Origin of the sequence: Crenobacter cavernae (assembly GCF_003355495.1) — a bacterium.
In the GTDB taxonomy this organism is placed as follows: domain Bacteria; phylum Pseudomonadota; class Gammaproteobacteria; order Burkholderiales; family Chromobacteriaceae; genus Crenobacter; species Crenobacter cavernae.
Genome location: NZ_CP031337.1, coordinates 24,730 through 39,693, shown reverse-complemented (window position 1 = coordinate 39,693; position 14,964 = coordinate 24,730). Strand labels below are relative to the sequence as shown.

General features: G+C 60.8%; 13 protein-coding genes, 1 tRNA gene and 2 pseudogenes. 9 read left to right on the top strand and 7 right to left on the bottom strand.

What is annotated here, in order from left to right:
• Window positions 1-397: 397 nt before the first annotated feature.
• Window positions 398-730, top strand: a complete 333-nt coding sequence (locus DWG20_RS00180) for a helix-turn-helix transcriptional regulator (RefSeq protein WP_220271981.1) — start codon at window positions 398-400, stop codon at window positions 728-730.
• Window positions 731-878: 148 nt separating this feature from the next.
• Entirely contained in the window at window positions 879-1,454 is a 576-nt protein-coding gene (locus tag DWG20_RS00175; RefSeq protein ID WP_115431854.1) for a recombinase family protein, read from the top strand.
• Window positions 1,455-1,647: 193 nt separating this feature from the next.
• Here the strand turns inward: DWG20_RS00175 and DWG20_RS00170 are convergent, their stop codons facing one another.
• A complete protein-coding gene (locus DWG20_RS00170; RefSeq protein WP_147289887.1) occupies window positions 1,648-2,139 on the bottom strand; it encodes a hypothetical protein in 492 nt (163 codons plus the stop codon).
• Window positions 2,140-2,512: 373 nt separating this feature from the next.
• Here DWG20_RS00170 and DWG20_RS16045 point away from each other — a divergent pair.
• Window positions 2,513-2,585 (top strand) — tRNA-OTHER (locus DWG20_RS16045).
• Window positions 2,586-2,872: 287 nt separating this feature from the next.
• Here the strand turns inward: DWG20_RS16045 and DWG20_RS16665 are convergent.
• Window positions 2,873-3,139 (bottom strand): hypothetical protein, encoded by a 267-nt coding sequence (locus DWG20_RS16665; RefSeq protein ID WP_425451616.1) that lies wholly within the window; start codon window positions 3,137-3,139, stop codon window positions 2,873-2,875.
• 307 nt (window positions 3,140-3,446) lie between these two features.
• Between DWG20_RS16665 and DWG20_RS00160 the strand changes: the two genes are divergently transcribed.
• Window positions 3,447-4,412 carry an endonuclease/exonuclease/phosphatase family protein gene (locus tag DWG20_RS00160; RefSeq protein ID WP_115431852.1) on the top strand — a complete coding sequence of 322 codons (966 nt, stop codon included), beginning with the start codon at window positions 3,447-3,449 and terminating at the stop codon, window positions 4,410-4,412.
• Window positions 4,413-4,491: 79 nt separating this feature from the next.
• Here the strand turns inward: DWG20_RS00160 and DWG20_RS00155 are convergent, their stop codons facing one another.
• Both DWG20_RS00155 and DWG20_RS00150 read right to left on the bottom strand, forming a co-directional pair.
• Window positions 4,492-5,178 carry a DUF6064 family protein gene (locus tag DWG20_RS00155; RefSeq protein ID WP_115431851.1) on the bottom strand — a complete coding sequence of 229 codons (687 nt, stop codon included), beginning with the start codon at window positions 5,176-5,178 and terminating at the stop codon, window positions 4,492-4,494.
• Window positions 5,178-6,077 carry an aldo/keto reductase gene (locus DWG20_RS00150; protein WP_220271979.1) on the bottom strand — a complete coding sequence of 300 codons (900 nt, stop codon included), beginning with the start codon at window positions 6,075-6,077 and terminating at the stop codon, window positions 5,178-5,180. Before DWG20_RS00150 ends, DWG20_RS00155 begins: the two co-directional genes overlap by 1 nt.
• A gap of 169 nt (window positions 6,078-6,246) precedes the next feature.
• Between DWG20_RS00150 and DWG20_RS00145 the strand changes: the two are divergent.
• The 5 genes and pseudogenes from DWG20_RS00145 to DWG20_RS00125 all read left to right on the top strand — a co-directional run.
• Window positions 6,247-6,501: pseudogene (locus DWG20_RS00145) on the top strand (integrase core domain-containing protein); the annotation flags it as partial.
• A gap of 74 nt (window positions 6,502-6,575) precedes the next feature.
• Complete coding sequence (locus DWG20_RS00140) at window positions 6,576-7,181, top strand: HD domain-containing protein (RefSeq protein ID WP_220271978.1); 606 nt, start codon at window positions 6,576-6,578, stop codon at window positions 7,179-7,181.
• 126 nt (window positions 7,182-7,307) lie between these two features.
• Window positions 7,308-8,339, top strand: a complete 1,032-nt coding sequence (locus DWG20_RS00135; protein ID WP_115431848.1) for a patatin-like phospholipase family protein — start codon at window positions 7,308-7,310, stop codon at window positions 8,337-8,339.
• Window positions 8,340-8,540: 201 nt separating this feature from the next.
• Window positions 8,541-10,706: an adenylate/guanylate cyclase domain-containing protein gene (locus DWG20_RS00130; protein WP_115431847.1), complete on the top strand. Its 2,166-nt coding sequence runs from the start codon at window positions 8,541-8,543 to the stop codon at window positions 10,704-10,706.
• 153 nt (window positions 10,707-10,859) lie between these two features.
• Window positions 10,860-11,799, top strand: a pseudogene (locus DWG20_RS00125) (IS481 family transposase); the annotation flags it as partial.
• A gap of 196 nt (window positions 11,800-11,995) precedes the next feature.
• Here DWG20_RS00125 and DWG20_RS00120 read toward each other — a convergent pair.
• The 3 genes from DWG20_RS00120 to DWG20_RS00110 form a co-directional block, all read right to left on the bottom strand.
• The gene (locus DWG20_RS00120) at window positions 11,996-12,970 is read right to left on the bottom strand and encodes a YncE family protein (RefSeq protein WP_115431846.1); all 975 of its coding nucleotides are present in this window, start codon (window positions 12,968-12,970) and stop codon (window positions 11,996-11,998) included.
• A gap of 39 nt (window positions 12,971-13,009) precedes the next feature.
• On the bottom strand, window positions 13,010-13,384 hold the full coding sequence (locus DWG20_RS00115; RefSeq protein WP_245944739.1) for a COG4315 family predicted lipoprotein: 375 nt from the start codon (window positions 13,382-13,384) through the stop codon (window positions 13,010-13,012).
• Window positions 13,385-13,475: 91 nt separating this feature from the next.
• On the bottom strand, window positions 13,476-14,930 hold the full coding sequence (locus DWG20_RS00110) for an NAD-dependent succinate-semialdehyde dehydrogenase (RefSeq protein ID WP_115431845.1): 1,455 nt from the start codon (window positions 14,928-14,930) through the stop codon (window positions 13,476-13,478).
• Window positions 14,931-14,964 lie beyond the last annotated feature (34 nt).

Sequence of the window (14,964 nt, the reverse complement as noted above, 5' to 3'; positions counted from 1 at the left end):
GATTGGGCTGTGCAACCGGCGCTAGGCCACGGATTTCGGTAGTGTCACCCCCTGCAAAGACGGCTGTCAGGACAATTCTGGTGACCTTTCTTCCTTGGGAAGGTGCTCCCCGCACATTTCTGGTGACCTTGCCGTACAAATTTGGTGACCTTTCTCTTGGCATACTGAACTGACCCTGTCAGACCGGACAATTCCTGTGTCCTTGCCCCGCCTCGTACAATTCTGGTGGCCTTGTATTCGGCACCACCTCAATTCACCCCAATCCGTTGGTCTTCAACCCCAAAAAATCCTTGTGATTACAGGCATTATTTTTCCTATTATATGCGCCGATGTTGCTTTAGAGGCAAGATACTGCCTGTAGTTGTGTGAGACTTCAGAGAGCCATATCGGGGGAAAGATGATGCAAATGCAGAACCATACTCGAAGGAATCAAACACCAGAGGAGATGGAGGCGGACTTGGGCAACCGACTGAAGACGCTCCGCGTGCATCGCAATTTGGACCAGCTCACGCTTTCAGAGCGAGCGGGTATCAGCGTACGTACGTTGCGGAATCTCGAAAGTGGCAGCGGTTCGTCGTTGCGTACGCTCATCCAAGTGCTTCGCGCACTCGGCCGCGAGCAATGGTTAGAAACCATCGCCCCCGTAGCGACTATCAACCCGCTGATGCTGACCAGGGCGGCCAAGCCACGCCAGCGCGCCAGCAAGCCGAGGCGCAAGAAGCAGGGTTGAGGCTTCTGAACGTATCCTTTCGCGTTCTAAGTATCCAGAAAACGATGGATTTCTGGACTCGCGCCACTTCATCGTCGCCATGCCGCGCTATACCCCTTCGGATGTTCAACATCCGCTCCAACAATCAACGTTCGGAAAAGGGTATGGGATGGCAGTTATTGGATACGCGCGGGTCAGCACCTTCGAACAGACGCTCGACCTGCAGCGCGATGCTTTGCACGAGGCAGGAGCCGTTTGCATCTACGAGGACAAGGCGAGCGGCAAAACGGCCGACCGGCCGGAACTGGTCCATTGCCTGAAGGCGCTGCGTGATGGCGACACGCTGGTCGTATGGCGACTGGACCGGCTGGGGCGGAACCTGCAGGACCTCATCCGCATCGTCAACGACCTGGAGGCCCGCAGCATCAAGTTCAAGTCGCTGAAGGAGGCGGTCGATACCAGCGGTCCGGCAGGCAAGCTCGTCTTTCACCTGTTCGCGGCGCTGGCAGAGTTCGAACGGGAACTGGTCCGAGAGCGGACGCTGGCAGGCCTCGAGGCGGCCAGGGCCCGTGGCCGAAAGGGCGGCCGTCCGCAGCGATTGGACAGCAAACAGCAGCGCGCCGCACTGGCAATGATGAAAAACCGGGAGATGTCGGTCGCTGAAATTGGTCGGCACTTCGGGGTGTCTCGTTCCACCCTCTACAGCCTGCAAGCCGCGAGCAGGCAATCGACCGAATTGTCCTAACGTTATCGGGAAGGGAAGCGGGCATAGTTAGCCTATTCGGATTCACTATGGCCGCATACAAAGCGTTCCGGCTTGGAACTCGAGGGCCCTGAGGGGCCGTATGGCCCTACGCCGACAAGGCCCGATACCATCGAAACGCACCACCCCGCTGAGTTGGCCAACCGTCTAACCGATACGGCTGCTGTTGCGCCGGTCAGTAGGTGCCCCAAGCCTTCGCGGCTTCCTTCGACTCGGCCTGTAACTTCTTGACGACGTCCTTGACGTCTTCGCCCGTGAGGTTGGCTACCAGATACCCGATGCGCTTTGCGCCCTCCTCGGTCACCACGAATGGCACATTCCCAAGGCCCCAGACTTTCTCATCTCTTTCCTGGAGTGCTTTTTCAGCCTCTTCGCAGGCTGGCTCCAGGTAGCCGCGTTGAATCAAGCCAAGGATGCCGGCTTCAGTGAAGATGCCGCACTCACGCTCATCAAACACTCTGTACTTGCGGTAGAGCAGATTGTTGAAATGGCGGCTGTTGTACGTCTTGGTCAGGCACATCATGCCGAGCACGAGCGCTTCCATGGGCGGGAGCGTTTTCACTTCATTTGTGCCGGTGTAAGGCGTCACCTTGTCGGTGAAGTAAAGGCTCATCAGCGATTGCAGGAACGGCCAACTCGGGTCAGTCAACTTCTCGAGCGAAGTCATAGTGCTCTCTAGCATCGGGCATAAACGTTTTATTTTACCCAATTATCATTTATGACTTCAACATTTTTGTTGGCTTGCAGAATTGCCACGTTCCGTCCTGCCTGTCGCCCGATAGCCGACTGTGTCCCCTCAGACCTGCCGAGGGTAGCCATCACGCTTGGGCGGCATCATGGAGGAGCTGAGGCTGAGAGCTCGACGGGTTGTAATGCTCCAGGCCGCAGAGAGGAAATGCTAGGGAGCTTGGGAATGTGTGCCTGCGGCTGACTTTGGTTATGACGTTTGCTTGCTGCAATTTTGCTGCAGTTGGTCCGGTAAAGTCAGGTAATATGAAGTAATGCAGGGTAAGCTAGTTTGTTGATTTTATTGAAAAAGTGCCGTTGATTTGAGTCTGATTTATCGGATTCGTAATCAGTAGGTCGAGTGTTCGATTCACTTCAACGGCACCATAAAAATAGCGGCTCCCAGCGATGGGGGCCGCTTCCATTTTGGGGCTGGGCTAGCATTGGGCTAGCATCAATTTAAAATTCACCGACTGCCTCTCCTTCTGCCTGTCAGGCCGAATGGATGCAAACTCCCCTGCTGTACCTGCCTGAGTTGCTGGGCAGTCTGTCAAAAAGAAGGGGGAGGGGACAATTTTTTTCCATCTTTCCCGGTAGTCCCCCTTCCTCCACGCTGCAATTTTCTGAAGTGCCTGTTATGCAAAATAATTTGCATAAAATATAAAAAATAACGTTCAACAGATCGGCGATTGAAGGCCTTCTGCGCAGCTTGTAGGACGTGTTCGCTCGTGCCAGAGGCAACCCCCCCTCACACCAATCCTTTCCGAGCCTCTCCATCTGTTGTAGCGCCAGTTGAACGGCCTCTTCCTGTTGGTCCGGGGGTATCTGTAGCCGCGCAGAATGCGTTTCTCCACCAGCCGCAGCATGGCGCGCACGCTTCCTCGATTCTGCCGGTTCACCGTACTATCGCCGCGCAAATTGGCGGTGAGCTCGTGGGCGATTTTGGCCCTGGTTCATCGCCTATGGCCAGGACAGGACTCTTTGGCAGCCCACGCCAGATGCAAGCGAGCGACGTGATGACCACGCTCTTCGCCATGCCATTCAAGCAAATTGCTCTTGCAAAAAAGTCAATTGTCAACTTTTCTACATAGCTATATGCCATGCTGAATGTGAGGCGCGGCACGCAATTTTGAAGGCATTGTGCGTCAACGTGATATCAATTCCGACAAACAGCCCTGATGTCAGACGTTTCGCTTCGCCTAATCCGTAGAGCTCATGGTGTTGTTCAGCCCTAGAAAGGAATCAGCCATGCCAACCCCTCTGCATATCGCCTTCTGGAATGTTGAGAACTTGTTTGACGTTGAAACTGCTGTGCGGCTACCAAAAATCCAGGCCATCGTCGGAAAGGACCTAGTTGGCTGGAATGCTGAACTGCTCGATGCCAAGCTTCGCCAGCTTTCCATGGTCATCCGGTCGATGAATAAAGGGAAGGGGCCGGACATTCTTGGCGTCTGCGAAGTGGAAAACGAGCCGGTCCTGCAACAATTGGTTGGCCGAATCGAGTCGGATGGTGGTCGGAAGTACAAGGTGGCGCACGCCGACACTAGTGACAATCGGGGTATCGATGTGGCCTTCCTGTATGACGGCGATGTGGCAAAGACCTCTAAGGACGACATGTTCCAGCACTGGGTGGTGAAGCGCTACGCCACTCGGGAGCTGTTCCAAGTGAACTTTACCTTGGGCGAGCGCAAGCTAGTCTGCGTAGGCAACCACTGGCCGTCGCGCACGGCCGGTCAGTACGAATCAGAGCCTTATCGGATGACAGCGGGGGAGACCCTGGCCTACTGGATAAAGCGTATTCATGAAAAGCAAGGAGACGACGTCGGGATTGTCGTGGTGGGCGACTTCAACGACGAGCCCTTCAACCGCTCTATCACCGAATATGCCCTGGCGTTGAACGATGTGAAGCGGGTCTCTTCTACCAGAAACCAGAATGATTACCTCCTGAACCTGATGTGGCCCTTGCTGGGCACCGGTCAGGGTACGCACTACTACGAGGGCTGGAACACGCTCGACCAGATCATGGTGAGTCGTGGCATCGCAACCGGCAAGAGCGGCTGGAAGTTAGCAGGTGAGGCCCGCATAGAGGCGCGTGACATTATGGCGAAAGGGGAGAAGGGTGAACCACACCGCTTTGGTATTAAGCCCAATCAACGGGACAAATCGGGGTTTAGCGATCACTTCCCCGTGAGCGTGCTGTTGCAGAAGGAGTGAATCGCCGGCCTATGTAATCAGTTCTGAGTGTTCACTCGTGGCTCGGCAACCGACTATTCGGCGAGGTGGCGTGGGTCGTTCAAGGAAGGTGCCGCGCAGACGGTGACAGCGTCTTCTTCAGCGCCAGGACCATTACCAGCAGCGCCGCAAGCGGCATCATCAAGGCATCGGGCGATCCCATCGTCCACAGTGTCGTGCCACTGATTGCACACCACAGAGTCGGAACAAGCAGGAGCAGCCAGTGGCTTCGATTGGCTGCGAGCAAGAGTATGCCAAGCGTTGCTGTTACCATAGGGTCTGGCGCAATGCCGAAGAACTCGACTTGCAGCCATGGCCGCCCCATCAGCGGCCCAAGCAGAGGCTGAACGAACAGCGCGAAGAGGAACAGGCCCAGGCCGGCGAGGTTGACCGGGTGGTCCGTCGGCCGGAGCCGTAACTGGTCGCGAACCAGACCAGTCCAGATCAGCAGCAGCGCCTCGATCACAAAGCCGGCCGCAAAATAGGTCGCAACCCAGTTGATGGTAGCGTAGCGCTGGGCATGAAACGCCCAGGCGACCCAAAACCAGCATGCCGCGAGCAGCACCGAGATGATCTGCCCCTGCCTAGCTCTGGCACGAAACAGGCACACCAGGATCACGACGCCGAACGTCAAGGCCAGGATCTGCGCCGGCCATATTTCGCTGTTGTAGAGCTCGAACAGGCGGTAGTAGGTCCGCGCCGAGAACATCAGGAAATCCGACGGCGTATAGGTCCACAACTCGGACATCAGAGCCTCTCCATATGCGCGATCATGCGGCGCCGCATCGCCTCGTCCGGCAGGCGGCCATAGGCAGCGCCCATGTTCTCGCGAACGTGCGCGACGCTACTGGTTGCCGGAATGGCACAGGTGACGGCCGGGTGCGAAACGATGAACTTGAGCGCGAACTGAGCCCAGTTGGCGCAGTCGATTTCAGCCGCCCAGGCAGGCAGCGGATAACGCGCCAGCGCCTCGAGCAGCGCTCCCTGCCGAAACGGCCGGTTGATGATGACCGCGATGCCGCGCTCGCGCGCCAGCGGCAGGATGCGCGCTTCGACTTCGCGGTCGAACAGGTTGTAGGAGACCTGCACGAAATCGAGCGGCTGGCTGCGCATGATCTTCTCGAACTCCCGATGTCTGCGGCCCTCCGAGGTGGTGATGCCGACATAACGCAACTGACCGGCCGCCTTCATCGCGAACAGCGTTTTCAGATGCTCCTGCCAGGACACCAGATTGTGGACCTGGAGCAGATCGAAGCGCGCTACATTCCAATAGCGTCGGGACGATTCGATCTGGCCCTCGCCTCGTGTGCCCGAGGAGATCCACACCTTGTCGGCCGAGAAAAGGCGTGGCGGTTTGCCCAGCTTCTTCAGACCATAACCGATGACCTCCTGGGAAGAGCCATACATCGGCGAAGAGTCGATTAGCCTGCCGCCAGCCCCGAAGAAGTGGCGCATCACCTCCGCGCAGGCATCGCGCGCGACGCGGTCGTTGCCCACATTGAAGGTGATCCAGCTACCCAGGCCGATCAGGGGCAAGGCTTCGCCGCTGGAGGGGATGGGCCGGGTCAGGATGGCGCCTTGCGGCGCGGCCCGGACCAGGGGCGAGAGCAGGCTGCCTACCCCCATGGCCAGCAGGGTGCGGAGCACACAACGGCGATCCAGATGTGATGATGGAAGCATCGAACGCTCTCCATAAAACCCGACAGTCCACGATACCCGGGGTAGTCCAATCATAGGCCCGAGGTGTCCACGATACCCGGGGTAGTCCATCCACCTTAAGTTAGTGTCCACTGAGCCCGAGACAGACCAATTAGGACAGTTCGGGTTGCGCGCCTCCATGTCACGCAAGGGGAACTGCTATGACAACGCGCCAATGGAAAGCTTATGGGGTAATTTGAAGAACGAGTTGGTTCATCATCGCCGTTACGCGACCCGCACGGAGGCTGAATCCTCGATTCGGGAGTACATCGAAGTCTTTTACAACCACCAGCAGCGTCATTCACGCCTTGGCAATCTGGCTCCTGCTTCTTTGCCCAAAGATTCAGCCAGCAGCAGGCCGCTTGAAACATGAGTGTCCGGGATTGTCAGGACACCTCAGAACGTTCGGCACGCGCTCTGTGGGACAGAGGAGTCAGGATGAACCGAATGGAAGCGCGCTTCCTGGCGCTGTGGTCGCGCTGCGGCGGTGTACATGGTGAAGCTGTCTACGCCGACCTGGTGCGACATTACGCCGAGCCGATGCGCCGCTATCACACCCTGGACCACATCCGCCGCTGCATGCGCGATCTGGATTGCGCGCGCGCAGCGATCCACGATCCTGATGCCGTGGAACTCGCGTTGTGGTGCCATGATGTGATCTACATTCCCGGTGCGGAAGACAACGAGCGGCGCAGCGCCGAGTGGTTCGAGCGCTGCGCCGAGGGCCGCATCGCCGCAGCCGGACGCATCGCCGGAATGATCCTGGCGACGACGCATGACGTTGCGCCGGCCGATCTCGATGGCCGCTTTACCGTCGACATCGACCTGGTGAACCTGGGAGATGACCGCGCCCACTTTCGCCGCGACGAAGCGCGCCTGCGGGCCGAGCGACCCGACTTGGACGATGTCGCTTACGACGCCAGAGAACGGGCCTTCCTGGGCGCTCTGCTGGCTCGCCCCTACATCTACTATACGGATTTCTTCCGTACCCGCTGCGAAGCCCGCGCCCGCGTCAATCTGGCGTGGCGGCTCGCCCAGCCTGCGCCGCGCTAACCCCTTCAGACGCAATCAATCGAGGAGCAGCCTCATGTGCCGCGATCCCATCGCATCAACGAGCAGGGCCCGGTGCACTGGCCTGGCGGTTGACGTCGGCTAGACTGCACACTGAGGAGGCCCACCATGAAAGCGAAGCCATCGCCCGCGATTCGCCGCATCAATATAGCGCTGCAGGGGGGCGGCTCCCACGGGGCCTTCAGTTGGGGTGTACTCGACCGCCTGCTCGAAGACGGTCGCATCGAGATAGACGGCATCTGCGGCACCAGTGCCGGCGCGATCAATGCCACCGTGCTGGCCTACGGCCTCGCCAGCGGCGGGGGCGCGGGGGCACGCCGGGCGCTTGAAACGCTCTGGGGAAAGATTTCCGAATCGGCGCGGTTGAGTCCGCTGCAACCCTCCTGGCTGGACAGGATGATGGGCAGCGGCAATATGGACCTGTCGCCGGCGTGGCTGGCGTTCGACTATCTCACCCGCTTCTTCTCGCCCTACCAACTGAACCCGTGCAACCTGAGCCCGCTACGCGATGTGCTGGTCTCGGTAGTCGATTTCGAAGTGTTGCAGAACAGCCGGAGCGTCAAGCTGTTCCTGTGCGCCACCAATGTGCTGAGTGGGCGCATCCGCGTGTTCACCACCAGCGAGATCTGCGTGAAGGCGGTACTGGCCTCGGCCTGCCTGCCGTTCCTGTTTCAGGCAGTAGAAATCGACAACGAGTATTACTGGGACGGCGGCTACATGGGCAATCCGCCGATCTATCCGCTGATCTATGACACTGACAGCAGCGATGTGCTGATCATCCGCATCAACCCGATCCGCATCCCCGATGTGCCGACCACGGCGCGCCAGATCCTCGATCGCATTAACACGCTAAGCTTCAACTCGTCATTGATGCGCGAGATGCGCGCGATCGCTTTCATCACCCGACTGATCGACGAAGGCGCGCTCGACCCGGCGAGCTACCGGCGCGTGCTGATCCACAGCATCGATGCCGAAGCTGAGATGACCCGACTGGGGGTATCGAGCAAGTTCAACGCCGACTGGGGCTTCCTGCGTGAAGTCTTCGCGCTGGGGCGCGAGCGCGCCGATGCCTGGCTGACCGTGAACTTCGATGCGCTGGGACGGCGCTCGTCGATAGACATCGCCGACACCTTCATGTGAGCAGGGGCGAGGATGCCATGCGGGATGTCACCGCAACCCAGCCGATCTCCCAGTGCCGCCCCCGCATCCCAGGATGTCTCGGGGCGTCATCGAGCATAGTCGGGCAAGCCCAGCAGCAGGCCTACCAAACGGTGTTCGCCGTGACACAAGCACTGGAATGGCTCCGGCATTGCTGCAGCCCAAGCCGGATGGGGTGATTTCATGTCCGCAACGCGCCTCAAAAGACTCTTCCACGCGCCGGCACTCGTCAGTGCAAAGACGGGAAGCCTGCGGGTTCGTCTGCTCCTCTTGGTGCTGTTGGCCATTCTGCCGATGCTCCTGCTGATCCTCGCCACGAACCTCGAGGAGCGGCATGCAGCGGAGCAGCGCGTCCAGGAAGATACCGTACGCTTGCTCCACCTGACGATCAGCCAGCACGAGCGTCTCATCGAGGGGTCACGACAATTGCTCATCGCGCTGGCCCAGATTCCGGTGGTGCGCGATCGTTCCGAGGCGGCCTGCAGTACCCTGTTTGGTAATTTTCTCAAGCAATATCCCTTCTACGCCAATCTGGGCGCTGCGGACCTGGAAGGCAATGTGTACTGCAGCGGGCTGCGCCTGGCCGAACCGGTGAATCTCGCCGACCGTGGCTATTTCCAGCGCGCGCTGCAGTATAAAGGCCTGGCGATCGGGGATTACCAGATCGGCCGCATCACCGGCAAAGCTAGCGTGAACTTCGGCTATCCGATCCTCGATGAGACCGGCTTCCCCAAAGGCGTGGTGTACGCCGCACTCGACCTGAGGTGGCTCGAGCAGTTGGCCATCGAGGCGCGTCTGCCGCCCGATGCCGTGCTCATCGTGTTCGACCGCCACGGCACCGTCCTCTTCGAGCATCCGGATTGGCGACGCTGGATGGGGGTTGCCGCGGAGGGCAACCCGCTGGTCGAAACCATTCTCTCCCGCCAGGAGGAAGGCACAGTTGAGCTCCCCAACCTGGAAGGCGTGACCAGCCTGTTCGCGTTCGCGCCGCTGCGCAGCACGCGCGGGGTGGTCATCACCAATCAGGGGTACCTCGCGGTCGGCATCCCGACCTCGGTGGCGTTCGCACAGGTGAACCGCGCCTTCGCCTACCGCCTGCTGTTCTTCAGCGCAGTCGCCTCGCTCGCTCTGGCCATGGCCTGGTGGTTCGGCGCGGTCTTTATCCTGCGTCCGGCACGCGCCCTGCTCGCGGCCACCGAACGGCTTGAGGAAGGCGATCTTCAAGCGCGCACCGGGCTGTTGCCGGGGCATGGGGAATTGAGCCAATTGGCCGGCTCCTTCGACCGGATGGCCGAGCGGCTGCAGGAACACCAGGCCCAACTGCGCCATGCGCTGGCCGAGACCACCGAGCTGAAGGATCTGCTCGACAATGTGTTCGCCTCCATCGTCAGCGGAGTGATCACCACCGATCTGCAAGGCAAAATCATGCTATGCAACCTGGCCGCCTTGCATATCCTGGGGTATCGGGAAGCCAAAGAACTGGTCGGACGCAATATCGTCGAACTCCAGCCGCCGTTGGGGATGACCCTGCTGCCGCACGTGCTGAGCACCGCCCACACGGACAAGCCGGTAATCGGCCTTGAGCTCACTCCCACCGTCGCAGGGCGCGGTACTGTCTATCTGCGCTTCAACCTCTCCACGCTCAAAGGCTTGCAGCAGCCGCAGGGCATCGCGATCGTGCTCGATGACGTGACGGAAAAGAGGCTGATGGAGGCACAGCAGCAATTGCTGCAGCACATGGTGTCGCCGGCTATCCTGGCGCAGATCGATACCGAGCATTTGCAGCCGGCGGGCAAGCGCACCGAGATCACCACCCTGTTCACCGATATCCACGGCTTCACCAGCATCAGCGAGCAGCTGAATCCGGACGATCTGTTCGGCTTGCTCAACCGCTATCTCGGTGTGATGGCGGACGCCGTGCTGGCGCAGGAGGGGACGATCGACAAGTTCCTGGGCGATGCCGTGATGGCTTGGTTCAATGCCCCCTTCCCCCAGCCCGACCATGTCATGCGCGCACTCCGCGCCGCGCTCGGCATCCGCGAGGCCATCCAGGCCCTGCACCAAGAGATCTCACCGCTGTTCCACCTCTCTTGCGGCACCGGCCTGCATGTCGGCGAGGCAGTGCTGGGGCTGGTCGGCGGCAAGCAGCGCATGGAATACACCGCGATCGGCGACGATGTGAACATCGCCAAGCGCATCCAGGAGCATGCCGGTGTCGACCAGATCCTGATCAGCGCCGCCATCTACGGCCGCGTGCAGGATCAGGTCATCGTGCGGCCGGCGACTGTGATCCAGGTGAAAGGCCGGCAGAAACCGGTGGAAGTGTATGAACTGCTCGGATTGAAGTAGCCAGGCGTACAGACGCTCATAGGCCCAGGTACTTCTTGACGGCCGCCAGCCATGTCGCATCTCGGATGATTATCTCAGCCCGCGCAGCGGGAAAATTGCCACCGCCCGCGAAGGGATGGTTAAGCTGCTGGCTGCCCTTCGAGCGTCCCAATCATGACCGTCCGACTCCATAAACAAGCCCGCACCACCCCGGCCATTCGCGCCGAGATCCAGGCCGCCACCGGCACCAACGTCGAACTGGCCGCCCGTTACAACGTCAGTGTCTCGACCATCGCCAAATGGCGCCGCCGCCAGTCGGTCGAAGACCGCTCGCATACCGCCCACCGGCTGCAAACCACGCTGACGCCGGCCCAGGAGCGGATCGCGGTCGAACTGCGCAAACTGCTCAAGCTGGGGCTGGATGACTTGCTGGTGGTCGTGCGCGAGTTTCTCAATCCCGCCGTGTCCCGCGCCGGCCTCGGCCGCTGTCTGGCGCGACACGGCGTCGGCAAGCTGCGCGATCTCGAACCGGCTACGCCTTCCCCGCGCAGCCAGCCGTTCAAGGACTACGCGCCGGGTTTCGTCCACGTCGATGTCAAATACCTGCCGCAGATGCCCGACGAAACGGCGCGCCGTTATCTGTTCGTCGCCATTGATCGGGCCACCCGCTGGGTGTTCGTCCAGATCAAGCCGCACAAGACCGCGACGGCGGCGAAAGCCTTCCTGGCGGCGCTGGCCAAGGCGGCACCGTTCAAACGGCAGCGAGTTCACCGACCGGCTGTTCAACCAGCAGAAACAAGCCAGCGGCGAGCACGAGTTCGACCGGCTGTGTGCGGCGCTGAACATCGAGCACCGGCTGACCAAGCCGCGTCACCCGCAAACCAACGGCATGGTCGAGCGTTTCAACGGCCGCATTGCCGAGGTACTGGCCACGCATCATTTCCACTCCGGTGAGGACTTGGCGCAGACCCTGGAACGGTATGTGTGGCTCTACAACCAGCATCTGCCGCAGCTGGCGCTGCAGCACCGAACGCCGCTTCAAGCGATGAAGGATTGGCGAAAAAAACGGCCCGAGCTATTCGTCAAACGCGTAACCAATCGTCCGGGACTGGACACCAGAGCAGCCAGTCATCCAAATTCCGGGCAGGTCACCTACCAAGTCCAAGCCTCATTTACCTGATCGCAGATCATGGCAACAAGTCAGTTCGCACAATCGGTGCTCATCTTCTGCTCTGCTAGCAAATGCTTTCTGAGAACGTGTCAGGCACGCATGCCTCGCGTGTGCGCGGTCGTCCGGCAGTGGGCTAGGGTTAAGTTCCTGCCGAAAGCGTCCTGATAACCTGCCGTGTATCGAGGTCGACTTCCGCCACGCTCAAGTCCTCGTTGAGAACCCAGGCTTTCCTGCTGTCCTTGCTGAACGTGATCGCCTGACGGGGGCCTTTCAGCCCGGTGATTTCACCCGTGGCCTTGAAGTCGGGAAGTGAAACGATCGTCATCGAGTTGCCCTTCAGATTGCCGCTATACAGGAAATTCCCATCCGGCCTCAGCGCCGCGCCGTAAGGGTCACTCCCGACCTTGACGCTTCGCAGCACCCGTCGAGCCTCGACGTCGACTTCTGAAAGGGTGTCCGTTCCACTGTTGGCGGCGTACAGCATTTTGCCGTCGCGGGAAATGGAGATCGCGCGGATCTTGTTGAATCCACCGACCTCGGCCAGCGTTTTGAAGCTGGCTGGGTCGATGACCGTGATTTTGTCGCCAAGGAAGTTGGTGACGAACAGCGCCTTGTCGTCTGGTGAGAGTTTTATACCCTGTCTGGGCTGGGCAAATCCGGTCATGACGGACAGCGGCTGCAGCGTATTCGGGTCGAAAGTGGTGACGGTGCTGCTGGCCTGGTTGTTGACGAAGAGTCGAGAGCCATCGCGGCTCAGCGCCGTACCGAAAGCACCCGGTCCAACGGCCATCGACGCGGATCGTTTCAGCGATGGGCTGTCCCATTTTTCAACGACGCCCTTGGTGCTGTCCGATACGTAGAAATGCTTGCCATCCGGCGAAAACAGGATGTTGCGCGGCGAGATGAATCCTTCGAGGGTACGCAACAGCTTGCCGTGGCGGAGGTCGTAAACGTGGACTTTCTCGCTGTCGCTCTTGGCGACGAGGGCCAGCGTTTCTGCGGGATCGACGGCGAGGGTGTTGTTGCGGATCTGACCGTCAAAAGCCGGTGCTGCATGGGCGAGGCCTGCGACAAGAGCGGTGGTGGTTAGAACGAAACGTTTTTTTTGCCGCATATATGTTTTCCCTTTGCGGGTGAAAAGTGCTGGTGCGGTTCAATCCCTGATCAGATGCCAGACGTTTTTTACGTTGTCCCCCAGGGTGTCACCCGGCGTCATGTCCTTCGCGAAGTAGTAAAGCGGTTTTCCCTTGTACGCCCATTGCGTCTTGCCGTCGTCCCGGGTGATGACGGAAAAGTCGCCGTCTGCCTTCGCGCTCGTTTCAGCGTACAGCGGCGGCCAGATGGCAAGACATTCGCCGCCGCAGGCGCTCTTGCCGCTGCCGGCCACGTCCTTGTCGAAGGTATAGAGCGACATCCCGCGCGCGTCGGTCATCACGCCCTGCGTCTTGCCGACGGGGGCACCACCGGCCCAGGCCATGCCCGCAGTCAGCAGGGCCAAACAAACCACAGTCACGTTTCGGAATTTCATAGCTACCTCTCGTTGAGACGTTGGTCAAAAAGAAGGCGAGGGCTCGGCCAACCTTTGAAGGTTGGCCGAGCTTTTTAGTGCCGAATGAAACTCAGCGGTCGAGCCCGGCGAAGCACAGGTACTTGATCTCCAGATAGTCGTCGAGGCCGTACTTCGAGCCCTCGCGGCCGAGACCGGACTGCTTCACGCCGCCGAACGGCGCCGCCTCGTTAGAGATCAGCCCGGTGTTGATGCCGACCATGCCGTATTCGAGCGCCTCGGCGACGCGCCAGATGCGGCCGATGTCGCGGCTGTAGAAGTAGCTCGCGAGGCCGAACTCGGTGTCGTTGGCGGCCGCGATCAGCTCCTCCTCGGTGTCGAACTTGAACACTGGCGCCATCGGGCCGAAGGTCTCTTCGCGCGCCACCTTCATCTTGGCGGTCACGCCGGATAGGATGGTCGGTTCGAAGAAGCTGCCGCCCAGCGCGTGACGCTTGCCGCCGGTAACAAGCGTCGCACCGTTCTCGAGCGCGTCGGCGATGTGCGCCTCGACCTGGCGCACCGCCTTCTCGTCGATCAGCGGGCCCTGCGTCACGCCTTCCTCGTCGCCTCGGCCAACCTTCAGCTTGGCGACCGCGGCGGCGAGTTTGTCGACGAACGCGTCGTAGACGCCGGCCTGCACGTACAGCCGGTTCGCGCACACGCAGGTCTGGCCGGCGTTGCGGTACTTGGACGCGATCGCGCCCTCTACCGCGGCGTCGAGGTCGGCGTCGTCGAACACGACGAACGGCGCGTTGCCGCCGAGTTCGAGCGACAGCTTCTTGATCGTGCCGGCGCACTGCGCCATCAGCAGCCGCCCGACCTCGGTCGAGCCGGTGAACGACAGCTTGGCGACATCCGGATTGGACGTCAGCTCGCCGCCGATCTCGGTAGAACCGCCGGTCAGCACGGAAAACAGCCCGGCCGGGATGCCGGCCTCTTCGGCCAGCACCGCGAGCGCCAGCGCCGACAGCGGCGTCTGCGACGCGGGGCGCAGCACCATCGCGCAGCCGGCGGCGAAGGCCGGCGCGGCCTTGCGCGTGATCATCGCGTTCGGGAAGTTCCACGGCGTGATCGCGGCGGCGACGCCGATCGGCTGCTTGATCACCACCAGGCGCCGGTCGGCCTGCGGCGCCGGGATGGTGTCGCCGTACACGCGCTTGGCCTCCTCGGCGAACCATTCGATGTACGACGCGCCGTAGGCGATCTCGCCGCGCGACTCGGACAGCGGCTTGCCCTGCTCGGCGGTCAGGATCTGCGCGAGATCCTCCTGGTTGGCCATCAACAGTTCGTACCAGCGGCGCAGCACCGCGGCGCGCGCCTTGGCCGGGCGCGTCTTCCATTCCTTCATCGCCTGCTTGGCGGCGGCGACCGCCTCGCGCGTCTCGGCCGCGCCGAGCTTGGGCACCTCGGCCAAAGTCTCGCCGGTGGCCGGGTTGGTGACGGCGATGGTTTCGGGGGCGCTGACCCAGCGGCCGGCGACGAAGGCCTGGTTACGCAACAGGTCGGGGCGTTTCAAATGCAGCATGGTGTCTCCTTGCCGGCCGGGGTGCGGCGGGCGT

Coding starts and splice junctions, on each gene's coding strand:
- DWG20_RS00135 (WP_115431848.1), top strand. CDS start 7,308: ATGAAAGCGAAGCCATCGCCCGCGATTCGCCGCATCAATATAGCGCTG.
- DWG20_RS00130 (WP_115431847.1), top strand. CDS start 8,541: ATGTCCGCAACGCGCCTCAAAAGACTCTTCCACGCGCCGGCACTCGTC.
- DWG20_RS00115 (WP_245944739.1), bottom strand. CDS start 13,384: ATGAAATTCCGAAACGTGACTGTGGTTTGTTTGGCCCTGCTGACTGCG.
- DWG20_RS00120 (WP_115431846.1), bottom strand. CDS start 12,970: ATGCGGCAAAAAAAACGTTTCGTTCTAACCACCACCGCTCTTGTCGCA.
- DWG20_RS00180 (WP_220271981.1), top strand. CDS start 398: ATGATGCAAATGCAGAACCATACTCGAAGGAATCAAACACCAGAGGAG.
- DWG20_RS00175 (WP_115431854.1), top strand. CDS start 879: ATGGCAGTTATTGGATACGCGCGGGTCAGCACCTTCGAACAGACGCTC.
- DWG20_RS00170 (WP_147289887.1), bottom strand. CDS start 2,139: ATGACTTCGCTCGAGAAGTTGACTGACCCGAGTTGGCCGTTCCTGCAA.
- DWG20_RS00110 (WP_115431845.1), bottom strand. CDS start 14,930: ATGCTGCATTTGAAACGCCCCGACCTGTTGCGTAACCAGGCCTTCGTC.
- DWG20_RS00155 (WP_115431851.1), bottom strand. CDS start 5,178: ATGTCCGAGTTGTGGACCTATACGCCGTCGGATTTCCTGATGTTCTCG.
- DWG20_RS00140 (WP_220271978.1), top strand. CDS start 6,576: ATGGAAGCGCGCTTCCTGGCGCTGTGGTCGCGCTGCGGCGGTGTACAT.
- DWG20_RS00160 (WP_115431852.1), top strand. CDS start 3,447: ATGCCAACCCCTCTGCATATCGCCTTCTGGAATGTTGAGAACTTGTTT.